The sequence below is a fragment of the Nocardiopsis baichengensis YIM 90130 genome (assembly GCF_000341205.1).
Taxonomy (GTDB): domain Bacteria; phylum Actinomycetota; class Actinomycetes; order Streptosporangiales; family Streptosporangiaceae; genus Nocardiopsis_A; species Nocardiopsis_A halophila.
This window is the reverse complement of record NZ_ANAS01000005.1, coordinates 269,360-291,882: the sequence shown is the minus strand read 5'-3', so window position 1 is coordinate 291,882 and position 22,523 is coordinate 269,360. Positions and strand designations below refer to the sequence as shown.

Below are 22,523 nucleotides of genomic sequence, written 5' to 3'. Positions count from 1 at the left end.
AGGAACCACGCGATGTCCCACGACACGCGCCGCGGGTTCGAGGTCGCCGTCGTCGGCGCCGGCCCGCGCGGGCTGTCGGTGCTGGAGCGGCTGTGCGCCAACGAGCGGCACGCCCCCTCCGCCCGGTCCGTGACCGTGCACATGGTCGACCCCCACCCGCCGGGCGCCGGCGGGGTGTGGCGCCCGGACCAGTCCCGGCTGCTGCTGATGAACACGGTCGCCTCGCAGATCACCGTCTTCACCGACGACAGCGTCCGCATCGGCGGCCCCGTCGAGCCCGGGCCGAGCCTGTACGAGTGGGCCCGGAAGCCGGCGGAGGCCGGAGGCCCCGCCGACCCCGAGGACCTGCAGGAGGCCCGGCGGCTGGGCCCCGACTCCTACCCGAGCCGCGCCTTCTACGGCCGCTATCTGCACGCCTGCTTCACCCGCATCACCGCGGGCGCCCCCGCCCACGTGCGGGTGCGCGTGCACCGCTCGCGGGCGGTGGCCATGGCCGACGTGCACGGTGTGCCGGGCGGCCCGCAGGGGGTGCGGCTGGCCGACGGCACCCGCCTGAACGCGCTGGACGCGGTCGTCCTGGCCCAGGGGCACGTGCCGTCCCGGCTCACCCCCCAGCAGGCCCGTACCGCCAGCCTGGCCCGGATCCACCACCTCACCTACATCACCCCCACCAACCCCGCCGACGTCGACCTGGACGCGCTTCCGGCCGGCGCGCCCGTGCTGGTGCGCGGCCTGGGGCTGAACTTCTTCGACTACATGGCGCTGCTGACCGAGGGGCGCGGCGGCCGCTACGAGGAACAGGACGGCCGCCTGGTCTACCGGCCCTCCGGGCGCGAGCCCCGGATCTTCGCCTTCTCCCGCCGCGGCGTGCCCTACCAGGCGCGCGGCCGCAACGAGAAGGGCGCCACCGGGCGCTACTTCCCGCGCCTGCTCACCGCCGGCCTGGTCGAGGGCATGCGCGCCCAGGCCCCCGGCGGCCTGCAGTTCTCCACCGACCTGTGGCCGCTGATCGCCCGCGAGGTGGAGAGCGTCTACTACGGCGCGCTGCTGGAGGCCCGGGGCCGCGGCGCGGAGCGGGAGATGCTGGTGGGGCGCTATCTCAAGGCCGAGCCCGAGGAGCTGGACGCGCTCCTGGAGGAGTACCGCATCGCCCCTGAGGACCGGTGGAGCTGGGAGCGGCTCGCCCGGCCCTGCGCCGGACGGGAGTTCGCCGACCGCGACGACTTCCGCGCCTGGCTGCTCGACCACCTGCACCGCGACGTGCGCGAGGCCGAGGCCGGCAACCTGCGCGGCCCCCTCAAGGCCGCCCTGGACGTGCTGCGCGACCTGCGCAACGAGATCCGGCTCGCGGTCGACCACGGCGGCCTGGACGGCCGCTCCCACCGCGACGACCTGGAGGGCTGGTACACCCCGCTCAACGCCTACCTGTCCATCGGCCCGCCCGCCTCCCGCATCCGGGAGCTGGCCGCGCTCGTGGAGGCCGGGGTCGCCGACGTGCTGGGCCCGGGCACCCAGGTGCGCTTCGAGACCGCCCCGCCGGCCTTCGCCGCCTCCTCCGAGCAGGTCCCCGGGCCGCCGGTGCGCTCGACGGTGCTGATCGAGGCCCGGCTGCCCGAGCCCGACCTGCGCCGCGCCGACGACCCGCTGATGGAGCACCTGCTGAACAGCGGCCAGGTCGCCCCCTACACCGTCCGCGGCTCCGAGGGCGACCACGCGACCGGGGGGCTGGCCGTCACCGACCGGCCCTACCGGGTCCTCGACGGCCGCGGCCGGGCGCACCCGCGCCGGTTCGCCTACGGGGTGCCCACCGAGTCGGTGCACTGGGTCACCGCCGCCGGCACCCGCCCCGGCGTCGACTCGGTCACCCTCGGCGACTCCGACGCCATCGCCCGCACCGTGCTCGGGCTGCCGCCCGCGGCGCACGTGCCGGCCGAGGTGCGGCCCGAGGCCGCCGACACCGACCTGACGGGGGTGGTGGTGTGAGCACCGCCCCCGCCCCCGGCCTGGACACGGGGCTGCTGTCCCCGGTCCGGGCCGGGACCCCGGTCGAGGCGCTGGTCGGCGACGAGGCGTGGCTGCAGGCGATGCTCGACGCCGAGGCGGCGCTGGCCCGCGCCCAGGCCGGGCTGGGGACGCTGCCCGCCCCGGCCGCCCGGTCCATCACCGCCGCCGCCCGGGACCACGGGCTGGACCTGCGGGCGGTGGCGGTGGCCGCGCGGGAGCACGCCAACCCGGTGGTGACGCTGGTGCGCGCCTTCACCGGGGCGGTCGCCGAGCGCGACCCCGGCGCCGCCGAGTACGTGCACCGCGGCTCCACCAGCCAGGACGTCTTCGACACCGCGGCCATGCTGGTGGCCCGCCGCGCGCTGGAGGAGATGCGCGGCGACCTGCGCGAGGCCGCCGCCGCGCTGGCCCGCCTGGCGCGGCCGCACACCTCCACCCCGATGCCCGGGCGCACCCTGGCGCTCCAGGCGGTGCCGACCACCTTCGGCCTGAAGGCGGCCGGGTGGCGCTCGCTGGTGGTGGACGCGCTGGCCCGGGTGGAGTGGCTGCTGGACGGCGGCCTGCCGGTGTCCGTCGGCGGGGCCGCGGGGACCCTGGCCGGGTACCTCGCCTACGCCGACCAGGACGGCGGCGCCGACGGCACCGGCGGTGCCGGGGACTACGCCGACCGCCTGAACACGGCCTTCGCCGCCGAGACCGGGCTGGCGCCCCAGCGCCTGCCCTGGCACGCGCTGCGCACCCCGGTCGCCGACCTGGCCTCGGTGCTCGGCTTCACCGCCGGGGCGCTGGGCAAGATCGCGGTCGACGTGCTCACCCTCTCGCGCACCGAGATCGGCGAGGTGGCCGAGCCGGGGCCGCCCGGGCGCGGCGCCTCTTCGGCCATGCCGCACAAGCGCAACCCGGTGCTGGCGACGATGGTGCGCAGCGCCGCCCTGCAGGTGCCGGCCATGGCGGGCGCCCTGACCCAGTGCCTGGGCGTGGACGACGAGCGCTCGGGCGGCACCTGGCACGCCGAGTGGCAGCTGCTGCGCGAGTGCCTGCGGGTGACCGGCGGCGCGTGCTTCACCCTGGCCGAGCTGGCCGGGGGGCTGCAGGCGCGTCCCCAGCGGATGGCGGACAACCTCGGGATGATCGCGGGCGCGGTGACCGGCGAACGGCTGGTGGCGGTGCTGGCACCGGCCCTGGGGCGCCCCCGCGCCCGGGACCTGCTCGACCGGTGCTCGGCGGAGTCGGTGCGCACGGGCGCGCCGCTGGCCGGGGTGCTGCACGCCGCCCTCTCCGGTGAGCCGGGGGCGCCGTCGGAGAAGGAGCTGGAGGAGCTGTGCGACCCGGCGGGCTACACGGGCGCCGCCGAGGACCTGGCGGTGCGGGCGCTCGGCGGCGGGCGCGGGTCCTGAGCCTCAGGCGGCCGCGTCCACCCGGCCCGCGCCGTCGGCGTCGAGGGGGCGGCGCTTGGGCAGCTCCACGGTGACCCGGAACCGGCCGTCGGGGTCGACGCCGCAGGTCAGGGTGCCGCCGAGGGCCGCCGCGCGGTCCGCCAGGTTGTCCAGGCCGCCGGAGGAGCCTGAGGCCCCCGGCCGGAGGGCCTCCCCGGAGCGCACCCCGTCGTTGGCGAACGTGGCCGTGACGCGCTCCCCCTCCTCGCGGATGGAGATCTCGCAGTTCTCGGCCTTGCTGTGGCGCAGCAGGTTGGTGGCGCTCTCCCGCAGCACGGTGGCGACCACCGTCCCCACCTGGGTGGGCAGCTCGCCGTGGTCGACCTCCATGCGCACGTTCACGCCGGCGGTGGTCAGGACCGAGCGCACCGACATGCACTCCTCTTCCAGGGACAGGTCCCGGTAGCCGTGAGCGACGGCGCGCACGTCGCTCAGGGCCTGGCGGCCGGTGTCCAGGAGCTCGGAGAGCTCGCCCCGGGCCTGCGCGGGACGGACGGGGATCAGCCGGTGCGCCAGCTCGGCCTTGAGGGTGAGCGCCGAGAGGCTGTAGCCGAGCAGGTCGTGCAGGTCGCGGGCGAACCGGAGCCGCTCGCGGACCACGGCCGCCTCGGCGAGCGCGGTGCGCGCCTCGTGCAGGTCGACCACCATCTTCCGGAACCGGGTCAGGCCGTAGACGATCAGCCCGGTCACCACCACCTGGACGGACATGAACAGCGGCCCGGCGGGGGTGCTCACCGGGAGCGGGTTGTACCAGGCGTGGACCGCGGCCACGCCCGCCACCGTCGCGGCGAAGGCGATCCAGCCGGCACGGGGCCCCAGGACCAGCAGGGCGCTGCCGGCCAGGAACCCCGAGACGCCCATCCAGGCCTCCTGGAAGAGCGGCGGCGGGGCGAAGACCAGGACGGCCTGCGCGGCCAGGGCGGTGCGGGAGGCGGCGCGCCGCTCCGCCCGGCCGTACCAGGCGCACACCAGCAGCTGCAGGACGAGCAGGACGAGGAGCACCGCGAACGCGGCGGCGTGGTGGGCCGGCTCGGTGAACGGGTGGACGTAGGTGATCTGCAGGTTGTTCAGGAAGAACCCGGCCACGGCGGTGAGCGACATGGCCCAGGCGAAGGTCGGGGCCATACCGTCGTGCGGGAAGGAGGAGGGTGCGGCGGAGGAAGGGGCGGTGGTGGGCGCGTCCGGTCCCGTCGTCACGGAATCGTTCCCTCTCGCAGGCGGCGGCCGGTCGGCGCGATCGGCCGACCGGGGGTCCATTTTCCGTCCCATGGGCGCCGAGCGGGAACGCCCGGAATCCGGTTCCCGGATCAAACTAACGCGGAAAGGGTTTCCCGGAGAAGTGGGGGACGTGCGGCGGGCCCCGCCGGGCCCCGCCGCGCCTGCGGTCACTCGTCCGCGCCGCCCGTGTAGGGCTTCTCGGCCCGGGCCCGGCGCAGGGCCCGGGCCCACCAGGTGAGCTGCTCCAGGAACCCCTTCGCCGCGCCGCTGACGGCCTCGGCCTCCGTGGGGCGGCCCTGCTCGTCGAAGCGCTCCCAGAAGTTCTGGAAGCTGATGGTGTTGCGGATGGTGTGGGCGTGGACCTCGTTGAACACGGGGCGGAGCTGCTCCACCGAGTGCAGGCCTCCGCCCATGCCGCCGTAGGACACGAACCCGACCGCCTTGGCGCCCCACTCGTCGAAGTACCAGTCGATGGCGTTCTTCAGCGATGCCGGGTAGCCGCGGTTGTAGACCGGGGTGACCACGATGAACGCGTCCGCCGCGGCCAGCCGGGGCCGCAGGGCCTCCACGGGCTCGGGAACCGGGGCGTTCTCGTCGTCCCCGTTCAGGATGTAGGGCAGGTCGGTGTCGGCCAGGTCGATCATGTCGACGTCGAGGTCTCCGCGCTGTTCGGCCTGCTCGGTGATCCACTTGGCGGGGGTGGGGCAGAACCGGTCCTTGCGGGTGCTCCCGACGATCACGGCGATCCGCAGCCGATCGGTCTCAGCCATCTCGTCCTCTCTGTCTGCGCAACGGTGTGCTGGGACGGTCGCGGCCGGGGCGGCGGGCGCCGCCCGTGGGCGTGCGGAACGTGCGCACGGACCGGACCGGACGCCAGTCTCCGGTCGCGGGCGGTGCGCGGTGTAGTGCGCCGGACACCTCACCGGGTGTGAATCGCTCACATCAGGGGCAGTTCCAGGGCCAGCCGGAAGCGGTCGCCGTCGAGGTACTCGGCGGTGAGCGCCCCGCCGAGGGCGCCCGCGCGGTCGGCGAGGTCGCCCAGCGCCCCCGTGCACCGGGGGCCGTCCGCGTCCCCGTCCCCGGGGGCGGGCGCGCCGTCGTTGACGATCTCGGCGCTGATCCGGTCCCGCGTCTGGACCAGGGAGATCGTGCAGGTCTCGGCCCGGCTGTGGCGGAGCAGGTTGGTGGCGCCCTCGCGGACCAGGGTGGCCACCACGGTGCCGATCCGCGGGGGCAGGCCCCGGTAGTCGGCGCGGAGCCGCAGTTCGACGCCGGCCGCGGTGAGCACCGACCGCACCGACCGGCACTCGTCGTCCAGGGACAGGTCGCGGTACCCGTGGGCGACCGACCGGGCGTCGGACAGCGCCTGCCGCCCGGTCGCCAGGACGTCCTCGACCTCCTGCTGGGCCTGGGCCGGGCGGGTCGGGACCATCCGGTGCGCGAGCTCGGCCTTGAGGATGATCGAGGAGAGGCTGTAGCCGAGCACATCGTGCAGGTCGCGGGCGAAGCGCAGGCGCTCCCGGGTGACCGCGGCGCCGGCCAGGCGCTCCTGGGCCGCGCGCATCCGCTCCATGACCACGCGCAGGTAGGAGAGGCCGTACACGGCCAGGCCGAAGACGGTGGAGCTCGCCACGGCATAGCCCAGGACCGTCGGGTCGGAGGTGTAGGCGGTGTGGATGGCGACGTCGGCGGCGACGACCGCGGCGAAGCAGGACCAGCCGTACAACGGCGGGAGCACGAGGGGGGCGCTGCCCGCGAAGAAGATCGGCATCGAGGTCCACGCCATGTCGAAGTAGGGGATCGGCGCGTAGGCGAGGACGGCCTGCACGGCCAGGGTGGCCCGGGCCGGGCGCAGATGGGCGGGGTCGCCGGCGAAGCGGCACTGCGCCATCTGCAGGGCGAACAGCGCGGCCATGCCGGCGGCGGCCGCGGCGGTGATCCAGGGGGCGTGCCCCTGGTCGAGGACGATGGAGAACGACATCAGGCACATGCCGGTGAAGACGACCGCGGTGATGCCCCAGGCCAGCCGGGGCGCGATCAGGTCACCCGGCCCCGTGTCCACCCCTGCGGCCGCACGGCCGCGTGCCGCCAGCCGGGCAGCGGTGTCGCTCCGCTCCACCGTTCCCCCTCGTCTGATGTCCCCACACGGTGCGGGAACCCGGGGCGAACCCGGCCTCCCTGAGCAAACTAACCGCTCACGGACCGCAAAGTGAACCCTGCAAAGTCCGGCCGGCAATTGAATTCGGCCACACAATCATCGGGGCAGGGAATTTTCGCGATCCGGATCTTCGGTCCGAACATCGGATAACGGAAGAGGGGACGGTATTCGGTCCGGGAATTCCGGGCGGCCCCGCCCTCCTCCGGGGCGGGCGCCGCGGGCCGGAGGAGGGCCCCGACCTGACAGAGCCGGGCCCGGCGGCGCCCCCGGCGCGTGCCGCGGCAGGCACCCTCGTGGCGTCCTCCCCCGAATCCAGGAAGCCCGATACGCATGATGCGCCGCACCTTCATCACCTCCGCCGCGGCCGCGGCCGCGGCGGCCGTACTGCCGGGCACCGCGACGGCCGGTGCGGCCCCCGCCTCCGGGGGCCGCACCGTCACCGCCATCGAGAGCGGCTTCGTCAGAGGCACGCGCGACCAGGGGGTGTCGGTCTTCCGCGGCCTCCCCTACGCGGCGCCTCCGGTGGGCGAGCTGCGTTTCGCCTCGCCCCGGCCGGCCGAGCCCTGGAGGGGGGTCCGGGACGCCACCGCGTTCGGCGCCCCCTCGCTCCAGGGCGACTACCTGCCCGACAGCAGCGAGGACTCGCTGTTCGCCAACGTCTGGACCCCCGGCGTCCGGGGGCGCCGGCCCGTCATCGTCTACATCCACGGCGGCGGCTGGTTCCTGGGCGCCGGCAGCGAGCCCGATTACGACGGGGCCCGGCTGGCCGCCCGCGGCGACGTCGTCGTGGTCAACTTCAACTACCGCCTCGGCGCCCTGGGATGGGGCCTGCACCCGGACCTGGCCGACCCCGAGACCGGCCACAGCGCCGACTGGGGCCTGCAGGACCAGGCGGCGCTCGTGCAGTGGGTGCGCCGCAACGCCCCGTCCTTCGGAGGCGACCCGGACAACATCACGCTGTGCGGCACCTCCGCGGGCGGCTCCAGCACCTGGCAGCTGGCGCTGCTGCCGGAGGTGCGCCGGAGCATCCGCCGGATCGTCCCGATCAGCGCCAAGCACGTCTGGACGCCGGCCAGCTCGATGGACCCCGACGAGTCCGCCGCCGTCTACGCCGCCATCGCCGCCGAGCTGGGCACCACCGTCCGCGGGCTGCGCGAGGTCCCGGCCGACCGCCTCAAGGCCGCCTGGGAGGGCGTCTTCTCCGGGCCGCCCGGCGAGCGCGCCTTCCGCGGCGGCCGCGAGTACCAGGGACCGGTCGTGGACGGGCACTGGATGACCGGCCACGACCACGCGCTGCCCACCCCCGACCTGCCGTCGATGCCGGTCTACGCGCGCACCGAGGGCTCCTTCTTCACCACCGGCCCCGGCTACCCCTACGACGGGCCCATGCCCGGCGACGAGCAGGAACTGCGGGAGAAGGTCCGCGAGGTCCTGCTCAAGGGGGCCGTCGAGGTCGCCGACTCCGACGTCGAGGACTGCCTGGACGCCTACCGCGAGGCCGCCGACGCCGACGGGCTGCCTGCCGACCCGGTCTCGCTGTGGACCGAGATCTGGGGCGACGGCCTCTTCCGGTACCAGATCCTGCGCCTGGCCGAGCGGCACGCGCGCGAGGGCGGCGCGCCCCAGTACCTCATGGAGTTCGCGCACCCGGTCAAGGCGCCCAACAGCGGGACCCCGCACGAGGCGACCTCCAAGTTCCTCTTCGGCACCCACCGGCTGCCGGGCAACTCCGGCGACTACGGGGACGGGCCTCTGGAGCGCACCGTCTCCGACACCTTCATCGACCTGGTCTCCTCCTTCGCGCGGGACGGGTCGCCTTCCAGCCCCGGCGCTCCGGAGTGGCCGGTCTTCGAGCCCGGCTCCGACACCGCCATGATCCTCGGCGGCGAGGACGTGGCCCGGGTCGCGTCCCCGCCCAAGCAGCGCCAGCTGGGCTACTGGGACGAGGCCGGGTGGGTCCCCGTCCCCTGAGGCCCGACCACCGCTCCCCCCTGACCACGAAAGGACGGCACCACCATGTGCGGACTCACCGGCTGGGTGTCCTACGGACGCGACATCGAGCACAGCGCCGACATCCTGGCGGCCATGACCGACACGCTCGTCTGCCGGGGCCCCGACGACGGAGGGCTGTGGTCCTCGCCCCGCGCCGCGCTCGGCCACCGCCGGCTCTCCGTCATCGACCTGGAGGGCGGGCGCCAGCCGATGGGCGTCAGCGGGCAGGGCGCCCACGACGGCCTCCCGGTCATCGCCTACACCGGCGAGGTCTACAACTTTCATGAGCTGCGGGAGGAGCTGGCCGGTATGGGCCACGAGTTCCGCACCTCCAGCGACACCGAGGTGGTGCTGCACGCCTACCTCGCCTGGGGCGAGCACTTCGCCGAGCGCCTCAACGGCATGTACGGCATGGCGATCTGGGACCCGCGGACCGAGGAGCTGCTGCTGGTCCGCGACCGGATGGGGGTCAAGCCCCTGTTCTACTACCCCACCCCCGACGGCGTGCTCTTCGGATCCGAGGCCAAGTCGATCCTCGCCCACCCGGAGGCCGAGGCCGTGGTGGACGCGGAGGGCCTGGCCGAGATCTTCGCGATCATCAACACCCCGGGCCACGCGGTCTTCAAGGGCATGCACGAGGTCGTCCCCGGCACCGTGGTGCGCTTCTCCCGCCAGGGCGTGAGCGAGCGGACCTACTGGCGCCTGGAGGCCCGTGAGCACACCGACGACCTGGACACCACCGTCGCCCGGGTGCGCGAGCTGCTGGAGGACGCGGTCGGCCGCCAGCTCATCGCCGACGTGGAGGTCGGGACGCTGCTCTCCGGCGGGCTGGACTCCAGCGCGCTGACCGCCATGGCCGCCAAGGCCCAGCGCGAGAAGGGGATCGACGAGCCGGTCAAGGCCTTCTCCATCGACTTCGCCGGCAACGACGAGCGGTTCGAGGGCAACGGCATCTGGATGGACCCGGACACGCCCTACGCCGTGGACGTGGCCCGGCACAGCGGGGCCGAGCACATCGTCGTCGAACTCGAAAGCGACGACATGCTCGACCCCGACGTGCGCCGCCGCGTCCTGCGGGCCCAGGACCTGCCGATCTCCACCGGGGACATGGAGCACTCGCTCTACCACCTGTGCAAGGAGCTCAAGCGGCACGTCACCGTCGCGATCTCCGGGGAGACCGCCGACGAGCTCTTCGGCGGCTACAACTGGTTCCACGATGCCGAGGCGGTCGAGGGCGACACCTTCCCCTGGTTCGATGCCTGGCGCCGGCTCGGCGGTCTGCAGACGATGAAGGACATCGGGCTCTGGGACCGGCTCGGGCTGGAGGAGTACACCAAGCGCCGGTACACCGAGGCCCTGGAGGAGGTTCCCCGGCTGGAGGGCGAGGACCCGCGCGAGGCCCGCATGCGCGAGCTCCTCTACCTGAACATCACCCGCTGGGAGAACTTCCTGCTGGACCGCAAGGACCGGATCAGCATGGCGGTCGGCCTGGAGGTCCGGGTGCCCTTCACCGACCACCGGCTGATCGAGTACGTGTACAACACCCCGTGGGACATGAAGAACTTCGACGGCCGGGAGAAGAGCCTGCTGCGGGCGGCCGCGGCGCACGTCCTGCCCGAGTCGGTTCTGGAGCGCAAGAAGAGCCCCTACCCCTCCACCCAGGACGTGGAGTACGCCCGCGGGCTGCGCTCCATGGTGGAGGCCCTGCTGGAGGACGGGGACGCCCCCGTACTGCGCATCGCCTCGGAGGAGGGCATCCGCGCACTGCTCGACCGGCCCGTCGAGGAGTACGCCGCCAAGGGCGGGCTGTGGAGCCCGCGCGCGGTGATGGAGCGGCTCGTCGAGTTCAACGCCTGGGCCGAGGAGTACCGGGTGCGCCTGGAGATCTGAGGGCCCGCGGGGCCGGCGGGCGGGGAACCTGACAGACCCCGGGCGGGCGGTTGGTTCGCGCGGGCGCCGCGGTGCTTCGCTCGGCGGGGGCCGTTCCCGGCCGTGCGCGGGGCGGAGAGGGCGGCCCACGGCCGCACCCCCACTCCGGTACGGCGGTCGGACGCCTCGCGGCGCCGGCTCCTCCGCCCTGGAACCACGTCAGGAGTTGCACCGATGCTGCGAACCACGAGAAGGGCGGAAGGGCCCGCCGCGCCCCGGCCGACGACCGGGGCGCCGCCGCGCGGGCCCGCCCTCGCGCTGCTGCGCCTGGGCCTGCTCGAGTTCCTCATCACCGCCGCGATGTTCTTCTTCGCCGCGTCCGCCGTGCGCTGGGTGTTCGCCACCGATTCGCCGCTGAGCGAACCGCTGGCCGGACCGCCGGCGATGATCCTCTTCGGCCTGATGTTCGGGGCGGCCAACACGGTGGTCATCCATTTCTCGATGACCCGCCGGACCGCCGGGCACATGAACCCCTCGGTCAGCATCGGCCTGTGGCTCATGCGGGTCATCCCCGGCAGGAACGTGGCGCCGATGTGCCTGGCGCAGATGGTCGGGTCCGTGGCCGGCGTGGCCGCCAGCGGGCCCGTGTGGGGCGAGGTGATGCGCAGCGAGAGCGTGCGGTACGCGGTGATCTCTCCGGCCCCGGGCTGGACCACGCCGGCGGTGCTCGCGGTGGAGACCGCCGCCCAGTTCGGATGCATGACGATCGTGGCCGCCCTGCTCCTGCGGCCGCGGCTGAAGTGGCTCATCCCGGTGGCGGTGGGGTCGTGCATCGCCTCCTTCATCATCTTCCTCGGGCCGCTGGCCGGAGGATCGGTCAACCCCGCGCGGCAGTTCGGCCCCGCGGTGATGTCGGGCCAGTACGACCACCTGTCGGCCTACCTGATCGGCCCGATCGCCGGGGCCGTGCTGGCGGCCGTCGTGGCCGCGGTGCTGCGGCCGCCCGCCCGCACGGGCGCGCCGGAGGAAACCGGAGACGAGCAGAGCAGAAGAGGAGACCATGGACCTCAAGGAGCGGACGGCGCCGACTGAGGCGGCCGTCGACGAGTGGGGCGTGGACGCCCTGGACCTGCACGCCTATCTGGAGCGGGTGGGCTATGCGGGGCCGCTGGAACCGAGCGCGCGGACCCTGCGCGCGCTGCACCGCGCCCACATGGGCGCGGTCTGCTTCGAGAACCTGGACATCGCGGTGGGGCGCACGGTCTCCATCGACATCGAGAGCATCCAGCGCAAGCTGGTCCACGGGGGCCGCGGCGGGTACTGCTACGAGACCAACCTGCTGTTCGCGGCGGCGCTGGAGCGCCTGGGCTTCGGCGTGACACGGCTGCTTGCGCGCATCCGTGAAGGCGAGCGCGTCCGGCGCCGGTTCCGGTCGCACACCGTCATGCTGGTCGAGGCGGGCGGCGAGGCCTGGCTGGCCGACCCCGGGTACGGGTACGCGGGCCTCATCGAGCCCCTGCCGTTCCGGTCGGGCGCGGTGGGCGGGGTCGACGGCTGGACCTGGCGGCTCGCCTCGGACGACGGGCACCACGTCCTGCAGGGCCTGATGGGGGGCGACTGGTTCGACCTGTACGCCTTCCGGGTCGAGCCCCAGTACCGGGTGGACTACGAGATGGCGCACTACTGCAGCTCGACCCGGCCGTCGTCGCCGTTCGTGGGCCGGGTCATCGCCCAGCGAGGGGGGTCCGAGGCGCGCCACCGGCTCAAGGACCGGGTGATGGTCACCGAGTACCCCGACGGGAGCAGTACACGGGAGGTCCTGTCCGGCCCCGAGGCGGTGCGCCGGCTGCGGGGCACCTTCGGCACGGCGCTCACCGCCGAGGACGAGCGCCTTCTCCTCGGCCACTACGCGGCACTGCCCCCCGAATGATCCGGTGCCCGGGCGCGGGTCACGCGGCGAGGGGGTACCTGGCACGGGCCTCCTTGAGCGCGCGTGCCCACCAGGTCAGCTCGTCGAGCATCTCCTTGGCGGCGCCCTCGGTGCCCCGGTCGGCGGGGCGGCCGTCGCCGTCGAACCGCTTCCAGAAGTCGCTGATCGCCACGGCGCTGCGCACCGTGTGGGCGTGCACCTCGTTGAACACGGTGCGCAGCTGCTCCACGGCCTGCAGGCCGCCGCCCGCGCCGCCGTAGGAGACGAAGCCGACCGGCTTGCGGCTCCACTCCTCGAAGTACCAGTCGACGGCGTTCTTCAGGGAGGCCGGGTAGCCGCGGTTGTAGACCGGGGTGACCACGATGAAGGCGTCGGCGGCCTCCACCGGAGTCCGGCGCCCGGCGACGCCCCGTCCCTGCGGCGGAGGCCGGGCGCGCCGCCTCAGCCGGCCGGGCGCGGGTCGCGGCCGAAGTAGGCGAGGAGGCGGTCCTGTTCGCTCGCTCCTTCCGGGAGGGGGACCGCCGGGCCGCAGACGCCCTCCATGCGGATCGCCTCCCCCCAGTTCCGGGCGTCGGCGGCGACGCGCCGGACCTCGTCGGCGGGGAGCGCCTCGTCCTGGCCGGTGGCCCGGGCGATGTCCCAGGCGTGCACCAGCAGGTCCGTGCCGAGGAACTCGTCCACCGTCCGCTCCACGCTGGTGCGGCCGAAGTAGCCGTCGTACTCGTGGCCCGCCCGGGCCGGGTCCTCCAGCAGAGCCTGCATGGCGGCGACCGCGTCGGCCCACGCGGCCTTCGGGTCCTCGGCGGCGGTCCGGGGCAGGTCGAGCTTCAGCCCGGCGTAGGCCGGCATGTTCCGGTGGTTGTCCAGCATGTGGTCGAGCACGTCCCGTGCCGTCCACCCCTCGCAGGGGGAGGGTGCGTCCCAGCGCTCGTCGGAGACGGCCTCGACCCGGCGGGTGAACTCTGCTGCCAGCGCGCGGTAGCGCTCGGAGATCTCGCTCATGGGGCCAGTCTGCTGCGCAGGACCGTCAGGCCGCTTGTACGGATCGGACGTCCTCGACGGGCCTCACCCGACGCCCGGCATGTCCCCCACGCCGTCGGTCAGGTGCATGCCGAGCAGCGCGCTCGGCGGCACTCCGGCCAGGGCCCGGGAGTCGCGGTTGAGGTGGGACTGGTCGGTATAGCCGGCCATGGCCGCGAGCACGCCGAGGTCGGTGGTGGCGGCCGGGTGCCGCGCCAGGCGGAGGAAGCGCTGGAGCCGCAGGATCCGGCGGAGCACGGCGGGGCCGTACCCGAACGCCGCCACGCACCGGCGGTGCAGCTGCCGCTCGCTCAGGGCGGTCTCCCGGGCCAGGGCGGCGACGGTGGTCTCCGGTGCCGCGGTGAGCGCCCGGGAGACCACGGCGGCCGTGGAGGCGGAGCGCGACCGCGGCTCCCCGAACGCGCGACGGTCCTCGGCGCGCTCCCGGACCATCCGCTGAAGGAGGGCCAGGCGCTCGTGCCGTCCGGCCGCGCCGTGCAGGCGCTCCAGGAGGATCCGCCGCTCCCGCGTGCCGAGGACGTCCTCCAGGTCCACCCGGAGGTTGAGCGCGCCGGGCGTGTCCAGGCCGAGCACGGAGGCGGCGCGTCCCGGCCGCAGGCGCACGCCGACCGCCTCGGTCCCGTCCGGCAGCGAGAACGACCACCCGGAGGTCTCGGGGCCGCAGACCACGAGGCGCCCGGTGCTCAACCAGAGGACGTCCACACACCCGTCCGGGACCAGCAGGTGCTCCGCGCCCCCGGCCCGCGCGGTCCAGGCGGTGGCCAGCTCCCCGGAGAGGTCGGGGGCCGCGGCCACCGGCGTGTACCAGGACATGCCTCCAAGGTTAGGTGTCCTCCCGGCGCAGCCCGGCCGTGCCGTCGATCCCGCCCTCGCCGCCGAACGACCGGTCGCTCCCCGGTTCCTTCCGTTGGCCGCCGCATCGGTCGGCTACCACGATGTCCTTCTCCCCCGTGCGGCTTGTCGCAGGTCGGTCAGGTCGATGTCCACCATGAACGGGCGGCGCACTTTCAACCGCTCGCGGTGGACGCCCGTCGGCGTGTACGTGCGTGTCGCGCCGACCAGCTCGTAGGTGTGCACGACCACTGCCCGGGCCTCTCCCTCCCCGGGTTCCACACGCCAGTAGAAGGGGATGCCCGAGGCTGCGTACCGTTGTGGCTTCACCGTGCGGTCCCGGTGCAGGGTCTCGTCCTCGGATACCTCCACGACCAGTGGAATCGTCCTCGGGTCGAGCGTGGTGGCGTCCATGTCGACCGCCCCTTCGATGACAACGGCGTCCGTGAGGAAACGGTTGTAGCGGTCGAGGGTCACGGTCATCCCGCCCAGAACCGTCCTGTCCCCGTCGGCGGCCGCCCCCAGGGCCAGATTGAGATCCGCCTTCGTCGCTGCATGCCACACCGTCCCGGAGTGCATCTGGAAGACGAGCGCGCCGTCGATCAGTTCGGTCCACTTGGGGTCGTCGGTCAGGTCGTCGAGATCGTCGGCGATCCACCCCTCTCTGCGCGGCGGCAGCATCCACCGCGGCAGCCCGCCGAGGCGGTCGTCGATCCAGTAGCGCGTGTTCTCACCGCAGGAGGGGCAGGGGAGGCCCTCGGAATCGGTCACGGGGCGAGCCTACGGGGGCACCTGCGAGGGCGGACGGCTTTCGGGGAATCGGGGCATGTGGAAAAGGCGGAGTACGACGAGGGGCACCCCGGTATCCCAGGGGTGCCCCTCGCCACGGTCACGACCGCCGGCCCCTACGCCCCCTACGCCCCCTCGGGGCCGCCGAAGCGGCCGGCCGCCTTGGTGATGGCGGTCTCCACCGCCCCCACCTTGTCGGCGAGCAGGCCCACGGCGCCCACGGCCCGGCCGATCGGGTCGTCGCCGTCCCCGGCCAGCGTCTTGGAGCGGACGTAGGCCTCCTTCACCTCGCGCCAGCGCTCGGACTGCTCGGCGGTCATCGTCCCCCGGATCTCCGCCAGCTTCAGCAGGTTCGCCTCGGCCCCGGAGGTCAGGGTCTGTGCCTCGCCCAGGTAGTGGTCGTCGATCGCGGCCTCCAGCTCCTCCTCGTTCATCGCCGGGACGATCTTCTCCGCCAGCCGGTTCATGTTCCGGTACGACCCCTGCAGCCGGTACGGCGGCTCGGTCCGGGACTCCTCCGCCTGGCCCGCCGAGGCGATGTAGGCCTGGTTGTTGGCCAGCACCACCTCCTGCACCCGCAGCAGCCTCCGCAGCACCGCCAGGATCTGGTCCAGCTCCACCCGGGAGTAGGGGTGGGACAGCCGGTCCGGGCGCACCGAGTCGTCCCCCTGGGCCATCCGCACCAGCAGCTCCACGTCCCCGCGGTCCCGGCCGGACAGCGGCGCGAGCACCGGGTTGGAGGTCAGGGCGTTCTCGATGTAGCTCAGCGCGAAGACGTCCTCCTTGCCGGAGAGCACGTCGCCCAGGTTGTACACGTCGGCCCGGTTGGCCAGCATGTCCGGGATCCGGAACCGCTGCCCCTGCTCGGTGTAGGGGTTGCCCGCCATGCACACCGCGAAGCGCTTGCCCCGCAGGTCGTAGGTGCGGGTGCGGCCCTCCCAGACGCCCTCCATGCGGCGCTGCCCGTCGCACAGCGAGATGAACTTCTGCAGCAGCTCCGGGTCGGTGTGCTGGACGTCGTCCAGGTACAGCAGCACGTTGGAGCCCATCTCCAGCGCGAAGTTGATCTTCTCCACCTCCTGGCGGGAGGTGGCGTCCGGGGCCTCGTCCGGGTCCAGCGAGGTGACGGCGTGCCCCAGGGACGGGCCGTTCACCTTCACGAACACCAGCCCCAGCCGGCTGGCCACGTACTCCATCAGCGTGGTCTTGCCGTACCCCGGCGGGGAGATGAGCAGCAGCAGCCCGCTCTGGTCGGTGCGCCGCCCGTCGCCGGCCGCCCCCAGCTGCTTGGCCAGGTTGTCGCCGATCAGCGGCAGGTAGGACTCGTCCAGCAGCCGGTTGCGCACGAAGGAGCTCATCACCTTGGGGACGTACTCCTCGATCCGCAGCCGCCGCCGCTCCGAGGCGATCAGCGCGTTGCGGCGCCGCTGGTACTCCCGGAACGCCGGCACCCGCTCGGCCCGGAACCGCCGGGTGCGCTCCAGGAACTCGTCCAGCCGCAGCTCCAGGCGCCGCCCCGGGAGCCGCGGGTGGGTGCCCAGCAGCCCCTCCACGGTGGCCGACAGCTCCGCCGAGGAGTCGTGCCGGGGCAGCAGCGACCCGCACAGCTCTGCGGCGACCGCCTCCTCCAGGAAGGCGCCCAGCTCCTCCTGCCGTCCCGACGAGGCCAGGTGGGCCCCGATCCAGGCCGAGGCGAGCTGGCGCCGCTCGGCCGTGCCCTGGAGCGCGGCCAGGTCGGCGGCGTACTCCTCGTAGGAGGCGGACGAGGCGCCGCCGAGCGCGCCGCGGAACGCCTCCAGCAGCGCGTGGGCCCCCGCACTGGTGCCGAACCCGGCCCGGCCGGTGCCCAGCTCCTCGAACAGGTACTCGCCCGCGGCGTCCGCCGTGTCGGCCAGGTCCGCCAGCGCCGCCTCCGCCAGGAAAGCCGCCAGCGCCCCGGACAGCTCCGCGCGCAGCTCCGTGATCGCCGACGAGGACCCGAACCCGAAGGTGGAGCGCGCGCGGGCCAGCGACACCGCCCGGGTGCGCCAGGCCTCCCGCTCGCCCTCGTCGGCCCCGAACGCCCAGAACAGCTGGGCGGCCGCGCGCGCCCGGCCCGGGTAGCGCAGCAGCCCCGCCCCCGCGCGCAGCCGCAGCAGCGCCCGCAGGATCGCCTGGGCGTCGTGGTCGTGCACGCCGCGCTCGTAGCCCTCGTCGTAGCGCTCCTCGGCCGCCTTGCGGACGATGTCGGCCAGCGCCGGGCCGCCGGGGTCGCCCGGCTCCCGCAGCGCCGCCTCGGACAGCTCCTGGAGGGTGTGCGGGCCGGTGCCCTCCTCGGCCTCGGCCAGCAGCGACGCCGCCAGGTGCTCGCCCCGGTAGACCTGCGCGGTCTCACTGGGCAGCAGCTGGTCCCAGAAGTCCCGGGTGTCCTGGAAGCCGGCGTCGCGCACCGGCCGCCGGAAATCGGTGCCGGTGACGGTCACCGCCATCTCGCCCTCGTGCGGCACCAGCGTCAGGTCGATCGGCTGGGTGTTGACCGCGAACCGGTGCCGCCCCAGGCGCAGCGTCTCGCCGCCGCCCTCGAACAGCTCCAGCCGGTCCTGCAGCGACCGCCCCGCCTCCTGGCGGGCCGCCTTGACGCGCCCCTCCAGCTCGTCGGCGCGCACCTGGTCGCCCAGGGCGCGCAGCTCCTCCGAGGTGGAGCGGAGCTTGGCGACCATCGCGTCGGAGGCGAAGTAGGTGTTGACGTCCTCCACCGACTCCATGGACGCCACCCGGCGCCGCACCCCCGACAGGATGCGCTCGGCCGACTCCACCAGCCGGTCGGCCCGCCGCGCGCGCTCGTCCAGCAGCGCCTGCTTGCGCGCCGAGAACGCCTCGTAGACGTCCTCGCGCTTGGCGGCCAGGTCGTCGAGGAACTCGTCGAACTCCGAGAACCGCGACTCCAGGTTCTCCAGCTGGAGCATGAGCCGCCCCAGCTGCTCGTCGCACCGCTCGGGCGTGTCCGCCGCCGCCAGGGCGCCGGTGACCGACTGGCCGAGCAGCGCGAACTCGGCGGAGAACTCGGCGCGCCCCTCGGCCTCCAGCAGCTCCTTGCGCCGGGCGTCCAGGGAGGCGCGCGCCCTGTTCACCCCGGCCAGCACCTCGCCGACCCGCTCCAGGATGGACGTGCGCACCTGGGCGTCGCCCACCTCCAGGGCGCCCACCACCTGGGTGAGCACCTCCAGGCCCTCGGTCTGGGCGGCCAGCCGTCCGGCGACCTCCTCGGCCTCGGACGCGGCGCCGATCGCCTCGGCGTCGGCGGCCAGCCGGTCCACCTCGGTGTGGTACCCGGCGAAGGCGCCCTCGCCCTGGAGGAACTCCACGGTGCGCCGCCCCGCCTCGTCGAGCTCCTCGCCCAGGCGCCCGTCGAGGGCGTCCAGCCGCTCGGTGTCGATGTGGCGCATGTCCCGCAGCGCGGCCACCCGGCCCTGGGCGCGGCGCAGTTCGGCCAGGCGGGACACCCAGGCGTCGGCGGTGTCCCCGGTCTCCCCGCGGGAGCGGCGCACCAGCCCGAGCAGCTCGGTCTCGGCCTCCTGGAGCGCCCCGGCGGCCTGCTCGGTCAGCGCCTGGACGTTCTCGAACTCCTCCAGCACCTGCTCGGCGGTGGTGCGCACCGCCTCCACCGCCCTGCCCGGGGCGCCCAGCTCCTCCTCGCCCAGCCAGTGGTAGTGGTCGCCCAGCCGGCGGCAGGCGGCGATCAGCGCCTCGAAGACCGCCGCCGAGGGCGACATCTCCTCCACCATGCGGGTCACCGACAGGCAGTCGGAGATGCCGCGCACCAGGTCGGGGTTGCCGATCCGCTCCAGCGGGCCGGTGCCCGCGGGCTGGGCCGCCGCGTGCAGGTCGGACACGAACGGCGTGCGCCACACCTGCAGCGGGTGCACCCGCGTGGGCTCGTCCGAGCCGTTGCGGAACACCACCATGGTGCCGTCGTCGAAGAGCGAGTACCCGTGGCAGGAGATCGGGCTGGCGACCTCCTTGCGGATGACGTTGTAGGGCAGCAGCAGGGTGCGGCCCTCCCGCCGGGCGTGGAAGGCGTAGAGCACGTCCTCGCCGTTGGGGGAGCGGACGGCCCGCTCGAACTCCAGCTCCTCGGTGTCGGTGTCGAAGGTCTTGTGCGCACCGGTGGCCAGGTAGTACCCGCCGGGGAAGATGATCCCCTGGTCCTCGGGCAGGCGGCGGCAGGCCTGCCCGATGCCGTCCAGCCGCAGCACCTCCTTGGTGCGGGTGTTGAACACCAGGTAGCGGTGGTCGGCCTCGTTGTAGGGCAGGATCCGCAGCAGGATCAGCGGCCCCACCTCGGCGTAGCGCACCTCGGCGTCGGCCAGGCTCTGCAGCGGCTCGTCCACCGGCTCGCTGTAGATCCCCTCGCCCACCTCGGTGTTGTTCTCCACCTTGATGGTCAGGTCGCCGCCGACGGTCTCGACGAACACCTTGCCGGCGACGGAGATGTGCGGGTGGCGGCCCTGCACGTGGTCGTCGCGGGTGGTCTCGGTCCAGGCGAAGTCGTGCGAGGCGGGGAACACGTGGTCGCGCTCGCCGCGGGCGTCCCGGTAGGCCACCTCGCCCTTGGGCGAGACGTCCCAGCGCAGCACCCGCACGTCGTCGGTGCGCGGCCCGGTGCGGAAGACCGCCAGCAGCCGCCCCTCCACGTGGCGCAGCTGCATCAGGCGGGTCTCCCGGTAGTACCGGTACAGCTCGCCGAAGTCGCGCTCGAAGGCCGGGGCGTCCAGCAGCCCGGGGACCCCGTCCCGGCCGGCCTCGGTGAAGGCCAGGCCCCCGCCCTCCTCGTCGCGCTGCACGGAGTGCAGGCTGAACACGTCGCCCACGCCGGTCTCGGGCTTGAGGCCGATGAAGACGTTGTAGCCGAACAGCATCAGCCCGCCGACCGACACGATGTCCCGCGGCACGCAGTTGTTCTCGGTGCGGATGCGCTCGGTGCCCAGCAGCCGCAGCTCACCGGAGCCGAAGACCTCCAGGCGCCGCCGGTTCAGCTCCTCGGCGCCCTCGGCCAGCTCCCGGGCCTGCTGGGACAGGCGGGCCCGCAGCACCTCGTAGGTGCCCTGGTCCAGTCCGGCGGGGGCCGGCGCGCCCTCCTCGGGCGCGCCGGCGTCGTCGCGGTCCTGTGTCACCGGCTCACCGCTTCACCGGTGCGGCGCCGTTGTCCAGCGCGGCCACGCTCTGCTCGGCCACCCCCATCTCGCGGGCGGTGTCCAGCAGCGAGCGCAGCTTGTCGGAGTCGGGCGCCCCGCCGTCGATGAGCTTCATCAGCAGCGCCGACACCGACAGGTTCTTCACGTCCTCGGTGCCGACCCGGGAGAGCACCCCGGTCAGGTCGGAGGCGAAGTCCCGCTCGCCGCTGAGCCAGTCCCCGGCCAGGGACTGGGCGACGCCGGAGCCGCCGACGAACCCGTCCACGGCCTTGCCCATGCCGACCGCGTTGACCATCCGGTCGAAGAACATGCCGTCGCCGCCGACGATGTTGATGTCGGCCTTCTCCAGGCCGGTGGCCAGCACCGTGGCCTGGGCCTCGGCGACCTGGCGGTGCACGTCGATGCCGGCCAGGCGGACCTCCTTCTCGGCGTCCAGGCGCAGGCGGTACTCCTCGTGCTCGCGGCTGACCTGGTCCAGCGCGGCCATGGCGCCGGCCTTGTCGTTGAGCCCCTCGGCCTCGGCCTTGAGGTTGGCCGAGATGGCCTCGGCCTCGATCGCGGCCTTCTCCCGGGCGACGGCGTTCTCGGCGCGGCCGACCTTCTCCACGGCGGCGGCGTCCTGCTCGCGCACCTGCACCTGGGCCAGGCCCTCGGCCGCGGCCTCGGCCTGCTGCCCCTCGGCGCGCCGGATCCGGGCGCGGGCGTCCAGGTCGGCGGCCTGCTGCCGGGCCTCGGCCAGGGTGAGCTCCTCGGCGGCGCGGTGCTTGGCGGCCTCCTCGGCGGCCTCGGCGGCCTTGATGTCCTTGACCAGGTTCTCCTGGGCCTCGGCCTCGGCCTTGATGACGATCGCCTGGCGCTCGCGCTCGGCCTCCTCGACCGCGCGCAGCTTCTTGACCGACTCCTCCTGCTCGGCCACGGTCCGCTCCACCGCGACCCGCTCCCGGACGACGTCGGCGACCTCGCGCTTCTCGGCCTCGACCTCCTTGTCCTTGGCGATGGTGGTCAGCTCGGTCTCCCGCTCGCGGCCGATGACCTCCAGCATCCGGTCCTTCTCGATGCGCTCGTTCTCCACGGCGATGACGCGCTCGCGGTTCTTCTCGGCGACCGCGATCTCCCGCTGCTGGTTCTCCCGCTGCACGCCGAGCTGCTCCTCGGTGCGGATCTCGGCGCTGCGGGACTTGAGCCGCTCCTCGGCCTGGACGCGCTGGGTCTCGGCCTCCTCGCGGGCCTGGATGGTGGAGATCTCGCGCTCGGCGCGGGCCTTGGCCTCGGCCTCCTGGCGCTCCAGCTCGGCCAGGGTCTCGGCGGTCTCGGTGTCGTTGCGCTTGATCTCCTTGTCGCGCTCGTTCTCCAGCTCGTTGGTGCGCCGGTGCTGGATCGCGGTGCGCTCGGTGATCTTGGTGATGCCCTCGGCGTCCAGGATGTTGTCCCGGTCGTGGGCGGTCAGCGGGGTCTGCTCCAGGTGCGCGATGGCCGCGTCCTCGAGCACGTACCCGTACAGGTCGTTGCCGATGACCTCGATGATGCGGTCGCGGAACTGCTTGCGGTGGGTGTAGAGCTCTTCGAAGTCGAAGTGCTTGCCGACCGTCTTGAGGGCCTCCTCGAACTTGGCGTCGAAGAGGTCCTGCAGGTTGTCCTGGCTGCTGGCGTTCTCCACGCCGATGCTCTTGGCGATCCGCAGGATGTCGGACTTCTCGGGGTTCACCCGGATGAAGAACTTGATGCTGATGTCGGCCCGGATGTTGTCCTGGCAGACCAGGCCGTTGCGCCCGCTGCGCGACAAGGCGATGGACTTCTGGGAGATGTCCATGACCTCGGCCTTGTGGATGACCGGGAGGACCACGGCGCCGGTGAGCGAGACGTCGTCGTGGCGGAACTTGTTGATGATCAGCGCCTCGCCCTGGCGGACCTTCTGGAACATCTTCAGAAGGACCACCGGGACGAGCACGGCGATGAGAAGGAGGACGGCGATGAGGACACCGCCGCCGATGCCGATGGCTTCCATGCCGAGGGGATCTTTCTACGTGCGGTTGCGTCGTGCGGGGCGCCGGTGAGCGGGGACGGGGTCCGGGCACGGTGCG

At 73.8% G+C, this 22,523-nt stretch carries 16 protein-coding genes; 6 read left to right on the top strand and 10 right to left on the bottom strand.

The genetic code is table 11. The annotated features are described in order from the left end of the window. Positions 1–12 precede the first annotated feature (12 nt). Together C892_RS0104925 and C892_RS0104920 are read left to right on the top strand one after the other, a co-directional pair. Positions 13–1,983, top strand: a complete 1,971-nt coding sequence (locus tag C892_RS0104925; protein ID WP_017556314.1) for an FAD/NAD(P)-binding protein — start codon at positions 13–15, stop codon at positions 1,981–1,983. After that, positions 1,980–3,401, top strand: coding sequence for a nitrosuccinate lyase (locus tag C892_RS0104920; RefSeq protein WP_017556313.1), 1,422 nt, complete (start codon positions 1,980–1,982; stop codon positions 3,399–3,401). Before C892_RS0104925 ends, C892_RS0104920 begins: the two co-directional genes overlap by 4 nt. A gap of 3 nt (positions 3,402–3,404) precedes the next feature. Here C892_RS0104920 and C892_RS0104915 read toward each other — a convergent pair whose 3' ends face one another. The 3 genes from C892_RS0104915 to C892_RS0104905 all read right to left on the bottom strand — a co-directional run bounded on the left by C892_RS0104915 (position 3,405) and on the right by C892_RS0104905 (position 6,777). Continuing rightward, entirely contained in the window at positions 3,405–4,637 is a 1,233-nt protein-coding gene (locus tag C892_RS0104915) for a sensor histidine kinase (protein WP_017556312.1), read from the bottom strand. 188 nt (positions 4,638–4,825) lie between these two features. Continuing rightward, complete coding sequence (locus C892_RS0104910; RefSeq protein WP_017556311.1) at positions 4,826–5,428, bottom strand: NADPH-dependent FMN reductase; 603 nt, start codon at positions 5,426–5,428, stop codon at positions 4,826–4,828. A gap of 167 nt (positions 5,429–5,595) precedes the next feature. Further along, entirely contained in the window at positions 5,596–6,777 is a 1,182-nt protein-coding gene (locus C892_RS0104905; protein ID WP_017556310.1) for a sensor histidine kinase, read from the bottom strand. A gap of 369 nt (positions 6,778–7,146) precedes the next feature. On the opposite strand from C892_RS0104905, the gene C892_RS0104900 reads away from it, so the two are divergent. The 4 genes from C892_RS0104900 to C892_RS0104885 all read left to right on the top strand — a co-directional run bounded on the left by C892_RS0104900 (position 7,147) and on the right by C892_RS0104885 (position 12,607). After that, the gene (locus C892_RS0104900) at positions 7,147–8,787 is read left to right on the top strand and encodes a carboxylesterase/lipase family protein (RefSeq protein WP_017556309.1); all 1,641 of its coding nucleotides are present in this window, start codon (positions 7,147–7,149) and stop codon (positions 8,785–8,787) included. A gap of 45 nt (positions 8,788–8,832) precedes the next feature. Then, complete coding sequence (gene asnB, locus C892_RS0104895; protein WP_017556308.1) at positions 8,833–10,698, top strand: asparagine synthase (glutamine-hydrolyzing); 1,866 nt, start codon at positions 8,833–8,835, stop codon at positions 10,696–10,698. 213 nt (positions 10,699–10,911) lie between these two features. After that, the gene (locus C892_RS28585; protein ID WP_017556307.1) at positions 10,912–11,769 is read left to right on the top strand and encodes an MIP/aquaporin family protein; all 858 of its coding nucleotides are present in this window, start codon (positions 10,912–10,914) and stop codon (positions 11,767–11,769) included. Continuing rightward, positions 11,738–12,607, top strand: a complete 870-nt coding sequence (locus C892_RS0104885) for an arylamine N-acetyltransferase family protein (protein ID WP_017556306.1) — start codon at positions 11,738–11,740, stop codon at positions 12,605–12,607. Before C892_RS28585 ends, C892_RS0104885 begins: the two co-directional genes overlap by 32 nt. A gap of 19 nt (positions 12,608–12,626) precedes the next feature. Here C892_RS0104885 and C892_RS28580 read toward each other — a convergent pair whose 3' ends face one another. The 7 genes from C892_RS28580 to C892_RS0104850 form a co-directional block, all read right to left on the bottom strand. Beyond that, the gene (locus tag C892_RS28580) at positions 12,627–12,992 is read right to left on the bottom strand and encodes an NADPH-dependent FMN reductase (RefSeq protein ID WP_017556305.1); all 366 of its coding nucleotides are present in this window, start codon (positions 12,990–12,992) and stop codon (positions 12,627–12,629) included. A gap of 56 nt (positions 12,993–13,048) precedes the next feature. Continuing rightward, positions 13,049–13,609: a TIGR03086 family metal-binding protein gene (locus tag C892_RS0104875; protein WP_017556304.1), complete on the bottom strand. Its 561-nt coding sequence runs from the start codon at positions 13,607–13,609 to the stop codon at positions 13,049–13,051. A gap of 63 nt (positions 13,610–13,672) precedes the next feature. Beyond that, positions 13,673–14,461, bottom strand: a complete 789-nt coding sequence (locus C892_RS0104870) for a helix-turn-helix domain-containing protein (RefSeq protein WP_017541279.1) — start codon at positions 14,459–14,461, stop codon at positions 13,673–13,675. A gap of 10 nt (positions 14,462–14,471) precedes the next feature. Further along, positions 14,472–14,582 carry a hypothetical protein gene (locus C892_RS0104865; RefSeq protein WP_017556303.1) on the bottom strand — a complete coding sequence of 37 codons (111 nt, stop codon included), beginning with the start codon at positions 14,580–14,582 and terminating at the stop codon, positions 14,472–14,474. Continuing rightward, positions 14,576–15,250 carry a Uma2 family endonuclease gene (locus tag C892_RS0104860; protein WP_017556302.1) on the bottom strand — a complete coding sequence of 225 codons (675 nt, stop codon included), beginning with the start codon at positions 15,248–15,250 and terminating at the stop codon, positions 14,576–14,578. Before C892_RS0104860 ends, C892_RS0104865 begins: the two co-directional genes overlap by 7 nt. Positions 15,251–15,393: 143 nt before the next feature. Beyond that, the gene (locus C892_RS0104855) at positions 15,394–20,421 is read right to left on the bottom strand and encodes a DNA repair ATPase (RefSeq protein ID WP_017556301.1); all 5,028 of its coding nucleotides are present in this window, start codon (positions 20,419–20,421) and stop codon (positions 15,394–15,396) included. A 4-nt stretch (positions 20,422–20,425) separates the two neighbouring features. After that, entirely contained in the window at positions 20,426–22,447 is a 2,022-nt protein-coding gene (locus C892_RS0104850) for a flotillin family protein (protein ID WP_017541284.1), read from the bottom strand. Positions 22,448–22,523 lie beyond the last annotated feature (76 nt).